Genomic DNA, 14,079 nt, shown 5'->3' on the forward strand with positions numbered 1-14,079 from the left:
TCCTTACTAATATTACTTTTGCTTAATATTAACGTGTAAAATAGTATTCTGTGTTGCTATGAGGCCACCTAGTACAAAATCAATGTATGAATGAGCAATATCAGTTGAATCTTTATCAACTTGTTCATTTGGCATTGGTAACATATACTTACTTGGTTTGAATTTAATTAATTCTGAATTTAATGGGTAAATTAATATCTGATGTGATAGTAAGTTAGATGTTTGAATATATACTTCTTGTCTATTATTAACAGCTTTAATAGTCTTGATAAGGAAATCTTCCCATGAATCAGTTGAAGAATAAACACTAGATGATGAAGTTTCAGTTGGTATTGCATAAGGTTTAACTAATTTTAAACTTGTTTTTGGATCAACTAGTACCATAAACGGAGTAGAAAATTCATCACCAAGTTCTAATTTTGAAAGCCCCGTTTCAATACTTTCAAATATCTTATCCATTTTATCTTTATTAGATGACTGCACTTCTTCTTTTACTTGATCAGGCATATTAAGCAGTCCATACATATTAGGAAGCATACGTTTTTGATTCTTACCATCTTTTTGTATTGAAACAGAACCAGTCAATATAAAGTGATTTATAAGCTTAATAATCTCATTACTTGCAAGCTTATATGCTTCCCTAAATGGAAGTAAATTATTATTTACATCACCTGCATAATCATTATTTTTATAAAATCCTTCAGAAGTTTGCTTCAAATGTCTAAACTTATATTGTAATTTAAGATAGTTAAGTCTAACTGCTTCTGAACGAAAACCAATAGTAGCAATAGTATTAACTTCATTTACTAATGTTGTTGGATTAGCATTAAGAAAGGCATCCCATTTTATTGTTTTTAAGTACCCTGTCTTTAAATCTACATCTTCAATTTGTTCACTAGAAAACCAATTATAAAATATTGGTAACTTTACTTCATTAAATATATTTGCTATCTCTTTAGCATAATAATTTTGATCATATAATTCTGACATCTTTAACCTCCTTTAACTTATTAACTTGGTTTACCTTTATTACCATAAATAGCTACATTTACTATGCAAAGCTTTTTTTCAGTATCAAGTTCGATTACATCTGATAAGGCCATGGCATTAATTTTGCCATTACTTGAATCATTTTTTTCAAGCTCACCATTTGTATTAAATTTAAGTTTGTCTTTTCTTTTTATACTACTGCTTTCTTTTGCTACTAAATACCCTTGAAAGTTATTTGTAATGGGAATTACTGTAGCAGTATTAGTAAACTCATCTATGTCTATGCATATGCCATAAATGTCATCTTCACCACCAACTGCAACATGAGGTTCAAAGTGTGGTTGACCATCACTTGATGTTGTATCTACAACTAGCTTTACTCCTCTTTTGTATGGATAGCCTTTAAAGAAGTAATTCTCTAATTTGTCATGCCTACTAGTTACAGTACCACCTTGATTTTGTAAATGTCTATTTTTATCCCTAAAATCAACTTTATTACTAAAAACCCCAGCATCACTAGTAGGGTTTTTCATTTGTTTTTTTAATTTCTTAAGTTTTTCTTGATATTCAGTTACTAACTGAGTTACAGTTGACACTTTAACCTCCTAACCTTTTGCTTTACTTTAAGAAACTGCCTTATTACCATAAATGGCTATCTTTATTAAATACAGCTTATAATCCTCTTGTTGTTTCTTAGTATTATCATCACTAAGGTGTAATGTAAATATATCTGATAATGCAATTGCTTTAATTGAAACTGATGACGAACTAGATGCATTAATAACTTCTCCATTTGAATTAAAATCTAATTTATCACCAATAGAAACACCCGAAGAACTGCTAGCAATTACATACCCTTCAAAATTATTTGTTATAGGTATTACTGTTGCTACATTAGTATGCTCATCAATGTCTATGCATATTCCATACATATTCTTACCATCAGATACTTCAACTTGAACTTCATCAGATTTTTCAGTTTCAACTTTTAATTTAACCGCACGCTTGTATGGGAATCCTATAGCAGGGTATTCTTCTAACTTATCTGTACTACTTGATACAGATTGAGATATAGCATCAAATGTTAAGTTTTTATCTCTAAAATCAGTTTTAGCTTTAAATACTGACCTTTCATCATAATTAAAACTTTTAGAATATTTCTTTAACTTTAATATAACGTCTTTCAATGACTTACCCTCGTCAGTTTCAAGTACTGCTGCTTGCCTTTTTCTTCTACTTCGTCCTCTTGTTCTAGAAGGTTGTTGTAATTCTTCTCCTTGTTCTTCGTCTTTTTGTTCATCATCATTGTCTTCATCATCTTCTTTTATTCGTTCTTGTTGTAACTGTTGTTTTAAAGTCTCAATCAGTTCATTATCATCCATGCCAGCATACATATCGGGTTCAAGTGTTCCATGTCCCAAATTAGGTACTAAGCTTGGATTGTGATTACCCTTGTTACCCACTATGAATTAAGGCCTCTGTTCCCAAATATACTTACAAGTGCTATATATAGTTTTTCATTGATTTCAAATGGCTTTGATAAGGCAACTCCATTAACAGTACGAGAACCTGAACCACTGTCATTTTCAATCTCTCCATTTGAATCAAATTTAACTTTCCCACCAAGTGTAATAGAAGATTGACTACTTTGTTTTACTACTAAATATCCAGTAAAGTTATTTGTTATAGGTATCACTGTAGCAGTATTAGTAAACTCATCAATATCTATGCATATACCATATAGATCATCACCACCCCCGGCTTCAACACAAGGCTCATCACTATCATTTGCTTCGTAAGATAACTTAACACCACGTTTATATGGGTATCCTTTAACGGGATAATTTTCTAATTTGTCAACACTGCTAGTTAGAGTACCACCTTGATTTGCAAAGTGTACACTTTTGTCTTTAAAACCTATATCTACATGAAAAAGCCCAGCATCTCTATTAGGGTTTTTCATTAGATCTTGTATTTCTTTTACCTTTTTATCATATTCTTCTTTAAGTTTAGTTATAGTATCTGACATATGTACTCATCTCCTTAAGCAGTTTTTTGTTTCCTAGATTTATAAAATTGATTTCTTTTTTCTTTATAAGCATTAGCAATAGAAATATTAAACTCACTAAAGTTTTGGGGAGTAAAATTAGAATCTAAGATTGAGATATCCTCATTTGTTAAGGCTAGTTTAATCTCACCTTTTGAATTGACACTTGTAGATTGTATTCTTTTCTTTATATTTACTTTAGCAAGGTTTACAAGTTGTTCAAGTAATTCACCATCTAGATGACTAGTATCTCTTACCTTAGCAATAGCATAAATCTCTTCAATGGGTACATATTTTCTAACAAGCTCCCTACGCTGTGCTTGCATTATGTCTTTTAATAAGTATCCCTTAGCAAGTAATGTCTCTTTATTAAAATGACTACTTAAATGCTTACGAGCTAAATTATCAATCTCATTAATACGAGAAGCTTCACTTAATAATTTATTTTCTTCTTCTAAACGCGCTTGTGACTCTGAAAGTTCTTTTGATATCCTTTCATTAATAGTTAAATTCTTACCTTCAGATTCTTTTGATGCTTTATATGCCTTATATTCTTCATATTCTTTTAAACTTAAAGTAATACTGTCTGTATTCTCTTTATTACCCTCTGTATTTTGAATTAAAGTATCTTCTTGTGTACTGGCTACATCTTGTATTTCTTGATTCATAAACTCTCCTTTTAGCTTTCATAAAAAAATAATTTTGATCTTAAAGTCTCAAGTTCACTTTTACTTAACGTATTACTTGCTTCTAATTCCTTGTATTTAAGGGTTAATTCTATAAGTTTGGAATCTCTTTCATACTTTTCTTCTTCAGTGAGCATATGCAATGAGTTAAATCTAATGTCTAAATAATAATATTTATTAAGTTTACTATTGCAATTAATTTCTAACTCTTCTTGAACACCTTTTAAAAAGTCGTAATAGTTAGATCTGTCCCCTTTACCATCACTACCAAGCCCCTTAACTTGTTCATTAAAGCTTCTAGTTAAAGGCTCCTTAGTATCAGCTCCTATCTTTGCTTTTACTAATGCTAAAGCCTCTTTTAAATAGGTTATGTCATACTTAATAACTTCAAGTGAAGCATCTGATGTACCACTATAAAATATGCCGTCATTATTTAAATTATTTCTAAGTCTATATAGTTCTCTTTCAAGTTCATTATTTACACCTTTAAACTTGCTTATATGCTCATCATCATTTCTTCTGAAGATATTAGTAAATAAACTTCCCTTATCAACACCCTTAGTTAAAAGATCTAGAGACGTTTTAGCATTAACTAAAGCATCTTGTAATTCTACTAATGACTCATCTTTATAAAATAAAAAATTATGACTCTCTATTCTCTTTTCTATTTCTTTATATATTTGTTCAAAAAGATATATATTAAGCAAAAAGCTTTGTGTATAACATGGACTGTATGCTTTAAGTATATAGTCATAATTAGAGTGTATTATCACTCTACTCTTATGAATTTTTATTTCCTTATAAGATATCTGATCGTTTTCATTTATTTTCAAATTGTATGTTATATAAGTAGCATCAGGCCCCTCATCACGAACACTGTTATAATCAAGATACATAAATCCAGTAGGAAATTCTTTATTTACTTCTAAGTGTAAATCTTGTAGTTGGTCTTCTGTTTTAACTAAAATATATCCAACACCATTAAAACGGTAACTGATTAGGCACTGAAATAATGTTGCTTTTAATTCTATTTTTAATGATTCTAAAGCATCTTCAATAGACAAAGAAGTTGGAATTACACTATTTAAAGTGATCCCATTCTTAAGAACGTCTTCTGCTACATTTGAGATGTAATTTCTAAAGAATATTGAATACTTGTATAGATCTTTAGCATGAAATTTGAAATCTAATCTCATTTATTCTTCTAACCTTTAACCATAAGAAATATAACTCAATACTTAGTTTTTGCTAAATTTTTTTAACAAAAAAAATAAGGGTTATGAAAAAAAATTTGTTGTTTAAATATGAATTTAAGAAGGGGATAATTAATTTACATTTACTTATTTTAAAATAGTGACTTATTTAAAGATTAGTGTCAATAATATTCCTACACATATAGTAATAATTGTTCCTAGCATCCAATTATGCACTTTTAACGTACTCTTAAGTTCTGATGCTGTTTTATCTATTTTATTATCTAACTCCATTTTGTTAAGGTCTATTCATATCTATCTTATTATCTAAATCTTTGATATCTGATTTTAATTCACTTCTTACATTATCTATCTTATTATTATGCATTTAAATTATTCTCTACTTATTATCTAAATCTTTGATTATCTGAGTTCAATTCGTTGACAGATGTGATTTCAGATTTTAAGCTACGTTCTGTCATCTCTATTTTTAAATTCAAATTACTCTCAACACTATTAATTTTAACTTCTATCTTCTTCTAATCTTTTCTCTACACCATCAATCTTCTCTTCTAATCCCTCTTCTCAACTTTTACACCATCAATCTTCTCTTCTAGTTTTTCAAATCTAAAATTAAAATTATTTTCTAAATACTCAATATCTTTGTAAGTAAGCTCATTATGGTAATATCTTTTGGATAGATCATTTGCAATAAAATCTTGCATTCCCATCCTTATAAATTCTTGGTATATTATATCCTCAGTTATATGCCCATTAAAAATTTGTACACTTCCAACAGACTGTAATGATGGTTCTTGCATAAAATCTCCTTATTTAATTATTATATAATATTTTATGCATTATAGGAATCTTATTTTACTAAAATGCGCTTTAAGAGAGCGCATATTTAAATTTAGTAACATATATGATGCTGAAAGGCTATCTAATGAATCATCATCACTCTTATCATCCCCTTTATATTTATACATATCTGATATACTTGATTTACTTGAATAATCCAAAATACTAAGCCTTGAGGTTGCTAAGGGTTCTATCAGTGTAGCAATTCTTGTAAATTTATTACTTATAGGTTTTATCGGTGCAATCCTAAACTTATGATTCATACTTGATCTAAGTTTTACAAAGGTTTGTGTTACATTCCCATGTCCTGAAATATTATCTCTATCTTCAACATAAAGGGTATGCACATTTAGATTTCCTAATATAGTTTTGATTGTGTTTAACACCTTAGGATCACCAAATGGTAGTTTTTCTTGAAATAGAAATGCATAATACTTATTATCTACTCTTTCTAATACACAAAGTGCAGTATTATCACCACCAATACTGTATGCGGGGTCTAGATATGCTATTGGATTTACAAATTCATGCTCACTTGTAACATTAATATTGGTAAATATAGCATCACACGGAGCAACCCATTCGCCTAAAAGGACTTTGGCTTTATATGTTGGCTTGTCTTTATAAATTTCTTCTTGTGTTTTAATAAATTCTTTTGAAATTAGATTATTATCATAAGTTGTAAAGTTATATGTAGAATAAGTATTAGTATTATCAATATAATCAGTTTTAAAAAAGTGGTCAGGACTGTCGGGGTTAGTATCAAAAATAATTGTTTGCATACCCACTCTAAGTCTTTTTAAACATTCTATTAATGTTTCTTTATGTAGAGTTGTTGCTTCATTTACATATATAAGAGCTGAGTTGCTTCCTCTAAATCTTTCAAAATCACTGGCCTTATCACCACCATAAAGGTTAACCCTTAATGAATCAAGTTCAAAATATGATGTATTAGAAAACTTAGGTAAAAATGGGATATTTAGCATATTAGCAAGCTTTTCAAATTGACCTAAAACATTAATCTCTAATGATTTTTGTGAATTACCCAATATAAAATTATTGGTATCTTGTTTATATAAATTTCTATTCTTAATCAAGATTTTTAAGAACAAATAACATGCTAAAAAGGTTTTTCCACTTGCAATGCCACCACTTAAGATAATTTTACTCTGATTATTTATTTCTATAATGCGTATTACTTCAAGCTGTTTTTTAGTTAAATATTTACTCTCAAACCCTTTAAAATCAACTTCTACTTCTTTAAACTTAATATACTTTAATATATCAATCCCAAATTCACGTTTATAATCCCTTTGCATTTCTTTAAACATTGGTAATTTATATATATCCATTTCTTAACCTTTAAACTTGAAATTTAAAACGTGACTCTACATCTGTTGCTTTTAGCTTTTGCAGCATCTCATAATACAACTGCATTTTCTTAACTTCCCTTTCTTTTTTAAGTTGTGACAGTTGAAGTGTTAAGTCTTCATTACTATTTTCTTCTTGTGAATGTTCACACTCTTTAGAAAGACTTATAATCTTAGACTCTATTTTATCTATTTGATCATCATGAGTTTTAAGTTCTAACTCTACATATCTACTAAATGAATTTATAAATTCTATTCCTAGAAGGCTACGAGCCATACTAAACTGACTCTTTAGATCACGGGCTTGCGCATTACTACTTGTCGCATGAAGTAAGATATTAGTCAGAGTATCTTCATGAATAGTAAGTTTATTGTCTCTAACATATTCAGAATTGTCTTTAACCGCTTCCCATTTGTGTCTCATCTTACTTACATTCGCTTTTGAGACACCCATTTCCTTTGCAATATTACTGTCATTAAGCTTTCCTTCCTTAAAATACACAATATAATCATCAAATGATTTCTTTAGCCTACTCATATCTTTAACACAAGTTAACCAATAAGTTAACAAAAATATAATTAATTAACATAAACTCTATAACAAAATAATAAACTTTGCAAAAACAATGCGTAAGCATCAATAATATAGACTGATTATAAAATAATAATCTATAATAACTTAGATCATGTATAAGATAGATAAGGAGAATATTATGCAAATATTTATCAAATTATTAGTACTTTGTAGTACATTATTCTTGTATTGTTGCAATTCGGATAAAATTAATGACATGTCTGATAAGACTATACCAATACCACATAAATTACCTATAATTACCTATAAAGGTCCAAGTAATCTACAGACGAAAACCCGTAAACCACCCGAAACAAAAACTGATACCTTAACTGCTGAGAATACTATCACTAATAAACCACCCGAAACAAGAACTGATACTTTAACTGCTGAGAATACTATCACTAATAAACCACCCGAAACAAGAGTTGCTACTTTAATTGATGATGAAAAGCAAAAATTTGACGTTCTTATAAATGCATTTAATAAAATGATAGAGTTAAAGCTATTACCAGATGATGAATTACAAAAAAGTCAAAACTTTTTAAATTGGATACGATCAACAGACGTACAAAAACAAAAAGAATTAGCTAATGCTTTTACTCTAGCCTATGATTTCTTAAAAGACAAAACATCCCTAACAATCAAATAATTTGACCATTACTCAATTTATAAATAATGCTTTGACTTGCAACGATACAAATCAATGTAATGATACATATACAAAATTCCAGATAGACGTATACAAACTTTTTTTAGAAATATTCTATACGGCACAATTAAAGCAAGCAATAACAATGAAGAAAGATTTCAAGATCTCAAGACAGAATTACTTAGACGGAATAATCATGTAAATTTTTTATTAGGAATAGAGAGGTTCGAAAGAAAAATAAGAATGCAACTAAAAAATGATAATAACCGAACACAGGTTTTTAATTTCTTAATGAATGCTTTGACACAGGATCTGACACAGGACATGAATATTTATATTAGATCGGATTTCTCATTGTCATTTTTTGAATTTAAAGGTAATGGAACAGTAAATCCCACAAATCTTGAAAAGCTAAAATCTATATTAGATCATATACATACAGAACTTAACAAGTGTAATGGAAATGAAACTGGTAAAAATAATTTTGGGAAGTCGCATAAAAGACTATTTCTTAAAAGCATACCAAGACAATACACTTTATAATGGCCACGACATATTTAATAAATTTAAAACTGAAGTATTAAGCGATTGTCAAAAGTAAACAAAAGAATTAAATACACCTCTCATAATTAAGGCTTGCAAGTAAAGAAAGAGTACTTAAGAGAGGTAAATTTAAAAGAAAGTAATAGTTTATAAGGAAATATAAATTAAAGTGATTACAAAAATGGTAAGTTGAACAAAAAAGTTAACTTGAGGTTAACTGATAATAAGAAGTTAAAATTTATTATACATAAATGCATCGACGTAAAATGAGAAGTCATTAAAAAAGACCATAGAGTAGATATAGAGTAAATAATTTAGTATTTGTAAAATATAAGACAAAGTACCTATTGAATAATAGTTTAAGATACAAAAAAATAAACATTCTAGTTATAAAAATGACCTTAAAGACAATATTTTATATACAATGCTAAGCATCTAAATTTGACTTTAAGAGTAAGTATTTGCTAAGATTTTTATAGTTAAATTTATATATTTTTAATGTGTTTAGTTAACTTGTAAAGTACATGCAAAGAGAACATTTAATTAATAAGTTAATAAAGGAAAATACACAATTAAATGAAGAACTAAATCTTCTAAAACTTAATCTTAAAGATAAGAAAACCAAGCAAACAAGAAGTATTCCTATAAGGTTTTATCTTAATGATAAGATAATAAGATTAGTAAAGAGGTGTATAGAAAAACTTAAAGAAAAAGACCCAATCTCAGGATGGTTTGTATATTTACTCTCAATTACTGGTTGTAGAGGTGTTGAGATTCAAAATGTAAAACTTACTGATATCTCTAAAGAGAGAAGTAGTGATGGTGAAATGTTTTATTCTATTCGTGTAAATGTAGCTAAAAAAAGAAATAGTATATGCATAAGAGAAGTAGTCATTAGCAAATCTGAATTCAACTCTATAATGCAAGCGCATCAAAACTACTTTCTATCTAAAGGAAAAGACACAAGGCGTACATATCTCTTTCAAAAAAGTAAAGTTAAATTTAAAGACAACAAAATTGATATAATTAACATTTCAAAACAGTTTAAGGAATTACTAGTTAAATCTGGATTTAAATATCGTAAGTCCTTACATATATGCCGTAATATATTTATAGCATCACTTAAAGCTAAAGGATACAATTCATTTGAAATAAAAGAACTTATGAAATACTCATCCACTTCTGAAATTGATAATGTCTATGGCCTATCCAGTGCTAGTAAGATACAAGCTTACAAAGATATCAAAAATAGCTTAAATTAACTACTAGTTTTTGCTAAAATATTGTATAATATTAACAAATGAAAAACTAAACAAGCAAAATTTTACTTCATATAAAAACTAAGAGGCTTTAGGTCTCTATTTTTTTACACATAAATTAATACCTATATACTGAATATTTCCTTTTGGATATACCTAGTGTTTTTACAAGTTATACTTGATTTACTAGTTTTGTATGAAGTTGCTAGTATCTCATATTTAGTATGACCAAAAGTATTAGCTATACCACTTGATAAAGCTATATAATTAATATGAAGATTATATTTTAAAAAAAGTTCTAATACCTCCTTATCATCAAATTCACTTATTGCAAACTTCCAATTATATCTCTTCATTTCTATAATGAGCTTTTCTAAACAGTCTAAATTCCAACCCCGATTCTCATGCAAACGACCTCGTGATATTGAATATGGAGGATCAAGATATACAAATGTTGAAGGAATCTTATCTTTCTTAGTTACAGCATTTAAAAAGTCAAATATGTCACGAGAAGTCAATACTGCAAAATTAAGCATTTCTTTGATTTTGGATTTATAAGTATTTAACTTCTCTAAAAATAGTTTCTTAGAATTATTTTTATTAAATTTTATAGTTGTACTACATGTACCATAAATAGAATACAGAGTCCTTAATATGACATATTCTATTTTATCTTGATTCTCATTTATAACTCTGTCATAAATAATTGCTTCTCTTACACGTCTGTAAAGCAAATCAGGATCTTGTTTTAAAAAATAAAAAAGCTTGTATATAAACTTAGAATTATCATTGAGTATGTTATAACAAGCTAATGGTTTTGCAAAAAATATAGATCCAGTACCAAAAAATCCTTCGATATATAAAGTATGTTTAGGAAAAAGACTTATAATGTTGGCTTTGTACCTATACTTACTGCCTTCTCTATTTAATAATTTCAAATTTTATTAAATACCCTTTTTGATGTAACTTGATATTCCTTACCTTTTCCATCAAGACATAATGAGTCATAACACACTAAGGAATTATTAGTTGCCATAAAATGATAACCTTGGATACCTTTGATTTTAACTTCACTTATTTCAAATTCATTCAATTTACATTTATAAGAATGGTGTTCCCATCTTACATCACTATTAATACCATAGTATTTAAGTATTTTGCATGGATTTAAAATAAAACAATTACATTTCATATATCCTAAATCAACAAACTTGTGATAATTAACATTAATATCATTGATACTAAACTGTAATTTCTTAAAGTTTGCTATGTAATAATGAAGAGATAAAAAGTAACATCCCCAGCGCTGTATCTGAAGAACTAGCTTGGAATCATCTTGTTTTACACACATCTTTAACCTTTAACCTCCTTAACCAATATTTAAGCTATCCATCAAAACCCCTAATCTCATCACATCATCAAACAAATACAACATCCGATCTAAAAACATAGATAATTTAAATGATTTATTTACAAAGATACTCTTCTTAGTAATCTTGGTGATTCCACATTCAAAAGCTTCTTCATAATCTTCTTTGCAAAATCCCAAAAACACATCTAGACACCACTTAGCATTTTTGATAGAAAACCTTTGATCACTAAGTTTTTCAAATATAGTGTCTCCACACTTATATTTCCTATTAAAGAAAATATCTTCAAAATCATCACTATTCCTAATAATTTCTTTTAAAATCTCACGCTTAGAGATAAGCTTACCCAAATTTAAACTCCTTGACTTTTAATCATTAAAATGGAATATCTTCATAAAACTCTTCTTTAGAGTTAATATAACTAGTTTTTTCAACATTATTATGTGAGGTTAAAACTTGAATCTCATCAACTAAAATACTGTACTTACTTTTATTCTCACCAGTACGCTTACAAGACCAACTCTCATGACGCAATGACCCATTAATTACAACTTGTGCTCCTTTGATAAGGAGTGAAACTAAACTCTCATCCCTATTACCAAATAGAATACAATCAAAAAATTGAGCATGATTAGTGAATTTATCATCTTTCTTAAATCCCCTATTATTAGCTAAAGTAAACTTTAGAGTAGGAATTTTGTTACCAAGGTGAATAAACTCACAGTCCCTAGTTAAACGACCCGACATACTTAAAGAATTAATATCAAACACTAGAATTTTCCTTATCCCTTAATCTACTTAGCATTTCCATGCGTATTAAGTCATGTTCGAATCGTTTTAGGTCTGCTAAAAATTCTTGTCTTGAATATAGATTATAAACTACTCTCTCTATAATCCTTTTGCAAAGCCCACACAAGAACTTTATAAGTTTATAAGATATAAATAAGGATAATACTATCATCAAGCCCATGTGCCTCCTCTCCTAAACAGCACTTATACTAGATGTAGACCAATCATTATCTAAATCCAAACTATCAAAATTGAAGTTAATATCACCACCTAAAGACTTAAATCTATCCTTAATAGCTCTCTTAGTTGTATCTATAGAGAATAGATTGCCTTCAAGATAATAATGTATATGTTCAAGTAAAGAGAATTCTCCTAAAACTGAATTTATACATAATTTAAGCTTATCTTTAATAGGCTTTGTTATCTTATCTAACTCTAACTTATGTTTTTTTAGTATCATTCTCTACTTTGTCAATTTTACATTGTAAATCATTAATCTCTAATAAGCATCCCTTTAAACGTTGATTCTCATAAGAATTAGTATCTAAATCAACAGACTTTACAAAATCTAAAAAATCAATCTTGTAATTTGATTTAGATAATTCATTATATAAGCAACTAGCCTTAAAGAAATTATCTATAAGAGTAATTAATGCGTCTAAATTAATATTTTTGACATCACAGTTCTGTTTTAAATATTTAGCAATACGATTAACTTCACTCTCAAGTTTTTCAATACCAAACATTACCTTACTAATAAAAGCATCATTTCTATCTATTACACAGTTAATAGCGTCATTACCTATGATAAAGAACAAATTACCCTTACTTAAACCAGTACATGCAAGCTGAACCTGAACTTGAACATAATATTTAAAGAAATACTTATTTTCTAGAAAATTACCGGTTTTATTATATTCAATAACAGCACTTTTTAAATCAATGGAATCACTGCATTTAATCTCAAGTAATTCTGATTCACCTTCTTTATTTATAAACCAACCATCAATTGTAGAACCTATTAAATTGTCTTCCTTACCATACTTTTTGAAGTAATTATACTTATCTATCCCATTAGCATATTTGTTTTTATATAAAACCTCTATATTATCAGAATATATACGTACAAATTCATCAAATGCTAAATTTTCTAATACCTTGCCTTTTCGCATGCTTAAATTATCTTGAAATGGAATTTCCCTATCTATAGATTTTAAAATCCTTTCAAGTACAAGTTTTGACAAATGAGCAGTACCAATAAACATGTTTCCAACTTCACTTGCTCCCATACGCCTTAAAGATTGTCTTTGAACACTAAAATCAACTGTACTATTAAACTTAAAATATTCATTCTTACCAATTCTTGATAGCTTGCGACATATTTTGTTTATTTTACTAGTGTTATTTTGTTTGCCTTTAACCTGCTCTTGACTTTGATACGTAAATGCTTCAAAACCTTCAAGCATTTTTTGAGTGTATAAACCAAGATGATTCACCTTAACCTCTAATCTTTGATTATTTATTTTTGATATATTCGTATTCATGAATACTCCTTTATATTGTTTTTTATACAAATAACTATATAGCAAAAATTATTTTTTGACAAAAAATTTACAAAAAATGTTATAAACATTATTAATTTTGCTAAACTAAAAATAATTTTTATTTTTACTAATTATTGATTTACTTATAGCCAAACATTGGTTTATCATTAGTAATGATAAACAATATAAAGGAGTTTAATA

Annotated in this window: 18 protein-coding genes and 1 pseudogene; 3 read left to right on the top strand and 16 right to left on the bottom strand. The window is 28.0% G+C overall.

The annotated features are described in order from the left end of the window. Positions 1–12: 12 nt before the first annotated feature. From bcCo53_RS05065 to bcCo53_RS05105, 9 genes and pseudogenes are all read right to left on the bottom strand, one after another. Positions 13–990, bottom strand: a complete 978-nt coding sequence (locus tag bcCo53_RS05065) for a hypothetical protein (protein ID WP_025409116.1) — start codon at positions 988–990, stop codon at positions 13–15. Positions 991–1,010: 20 nt separating this feature from the next. Then, a complete protein-coding gene (locus bcCo53_RS05070; protein WP_246938394.1) occupies positions 1,011–1,586 on the bottom strand; it encodes a DUF228 domain-containing protein in 576 nt (191 codons plus the stop codon). A 27-nt stretch (positions 1,587–1,613) separates the two neighbouring features. After that, on the bottom strand, positions 1,614–2,453 hold the full coding sequence (locus bcCo53_RS05075) for a DUF228 domain-containing protein (protein WP_246938395.1): 840 nt from the start codon (positions 2,451–2,453) through the stop codon (positions 1,614–1,616). After that, positions 2,453–3,019 carry a DUF228 domain-containing protein gene (locus tag bcCo53_RS05080; RefSeq protein WP_246938396.1) on the bottom strand — a complete coding sequence of 189 codons (567 nt, stop codon included), beginning with the start codon at positions 3,017–3,019 and terminating at the stop codon, positions 2,453–2,455. Before bcCo53_RS05080 ends, bcCo53_RS05075 begins: the two co-directional genes overlap by 1 nt. 14 nt (positions 3,020–3,033) lie before the next feature. Then, positions 3,034–3,705, bottom strand: a complete 672-nt coding sequence (locus bcCo53_RS05085) for a DUF1357 family protein (RefSeq protein WP_025408975.1) — start codon at positions 3,703–3,705, stop codon at positions 3,034–3,036. An 11-nt stretch (positions 3,706–3,716) separates the two neighbouring features. Further along, positions 3,717–4,919, bottom strand: coding sequence for an anti-CBASS protein Acb1 family protein (locus bcCo53_RS05090; protein WP_246938397.1), 1,203 nt, complete (start codon positions 4,917–4,919; stop codon positions 3,717–3,719). Positions 4,920–5,081: 162 nt separating this feature from the next. Continuing rightward, a pseudogene (bdr, locus tag bcCo53_RS08895) lies at positions 5,082–5,737 on the bottom strand (Bdr family repetitive protein). 39 nt (positions 5,738–5,776) lie between these two features. Continuing rightward, entirely contained in the window at positions 5,777–7,129 is a 1,353-nt protein-coding gene (locus bcCo53_RS05100) for a PBSX family phage terminase large subunit (protein WP_246938398.1), read from the bottom strand. Positions 7,130–7,139: 10 nt separating this feature from the next. Then, the gene (locus bcCo53_RS05105; RefSeq protein WP_025409069.1) at positions 7,140–7,685 is read right to left on the bottom strand and encodes a DUF603 domain-containing protein; all 546 of its coding nucleotides are present in this window, start codon (positions 7,683–7,685) and stop codon (positions 7,140–7,142) included. A 175-nt stretch (positions 7,686–7,860) separates the two neighbouring features. Here bcCo53_RS05105 and bcCo53_RS05110 point away from each other — a divergent pair, with 175 nt between their 5' ends. The 3 genes from bcCo53_RS05110 (at position 7,861) to bcCo53_RS05120 (ending at position 10,178) form a co-directional block, all read left to right on the top strand. Then, positions 7,861–8,373 carry an Mlp family lipoprotein gene (locus bcCo53_RS05110; protein WP_246938399.1) on the top strand — a complete coding sequence of 171 codons (513 nt, stop codon included), beginning with the start codon at positions 7,861–7,863 and terminating at the stop codon, positions 8,371–8,373. Positions 8,374–8,616: 243 nt separating this feature from the next. After that, on the top strand, positions 8,617–8,916 hold the full coding sequence (locus bcCo53_RS05115) for a hypothetical protein (RefSeq protein ID WP_246938400.1): 300 nt from the start codon (positions 8,617–8,619) through the stop codon (positions 8,914–8,916). A 524-nt stretch (positions 8,917–9,440) separates the two neighbouring features. Next, positions 9,441–10,178: a site-specific integrase gene (locus bcCo53_RS05120; protein ID WP_246938355.1), complete on the top strand. Its 738-nt coding sequence runs from the start codon at positions 9,441–9,443 to the stop codon at positions 10,176–10,178. A 122-nt stretch (positions 10,179–10,300) separates the two neighbouring features. Here bcCo53_RS05120 and bcCo53_RS05125 read toward each other — a convergent pair whose 3' ends face one another. The 7 genes from bcCo53_RS05125 to bcCo53_RS05155 are packed head-to-tail and all read right to left on the bottom strand — an operon-like array spanning position 10,301 to position 13,878. Continuing rightward, a complete protein-coding gene (locus tag bcCo53_RS05125; RefSeq protein WP_246938383.1) occupies positions 10,301–11,113 on the bottom strand; it encodes a DNA adenine methylase in 813 nt (270 codons plus the stop codon). After that, positions 11,110–11,526 carry a DUF261 family protein gene (locus bcCo53_RS05130; protein WP_025408936.1) on the bottom strand — a complete coding sequence of 139 codons (417 nt, stop codon included), beginning with the start codon at positions 11,524–11,526 and terminating at the stop codon, positions 11,110–11,112. The genes bcCo53_RS05125 and bcCo53_RS05130 overlap by 4 nt, the downstream gene beginning before the upstream one ends. 18 nt (positions 11,527–11,544) lie before the next feature. After that, positions 11,545–11,895: a hypothetical protein gene (locus tag bcCo53_RS05135; protein ID WP_246938401.1), complete on the bottom strand. Its 351-nt coding sequence runs from the start codon at positions 11,893–11,895 to the stop codon at positions 11,545–11,547. Between the two features lie 25 nt (positions 11,896–11,920). Further along, the gene (locus bcCo53_RS05140; RefSeq protein ID WP_246938402.1) at positions 11,921–12,316 is read right to left on the bottom strand and encodes a single-stranded DNA-binding protein; all 396 of its coding nucleotides are present in this window, start codon (positions 12,314–12,316) and stop codon (positions 11,921–11,923) included. Beyond that, a complete protein-coding gene (locus bcCo53_RS05145) occupies positions 12,309–12,506 on the bottom strand; it encodes a hypothetical protein (protein ID WP_155806874.1) in 198 nt (65 codons plus the stop codon). Before bcCo53_RS05145 ends, bcCo53_RS05140 begins: the two co-directional genes overlap by 8 nt. 21 nt (positions 12,507–12,527) lie before the next feature. Continuing rightward, entirely contained in the window at positions 12,528–12,794 is a 267-nt protein-coding gene (locus bcCo53_RS05150; RefSeq protein WP_246938403.1) for a DUF244 domain-containing protein, read from the bottom strand. Continuing rightward, positions 12,775–13,878: a YqaJ viral recombinase family protein gene (locus tag bcCo53_RS05155; protein WP_246938404.1), complete on the bottom strand. Its 1,104-nt coding sequence runs from the start codon at positions 13,876–13,878 to the stop codon at positions 12,775–12,777. Before bcCo53_RS05155 ends, bcCo53_RS05150 begins: the two co-directional genes overlap by 20 nt. Between the last annotated feature and the right edge of the window lie 201 nt (positions 13,879–14,079).

The sequence above is a fragment of the Borrelia coriaceae genome (assembly GCF_023035295.1).
GTDB classification, from domain to species: domain Bacteria; phylum Spirochaetota; class Spirochaetia; order Borreliales; family Borreliaceae; genus Borrelia; species Borrelia coriaceae.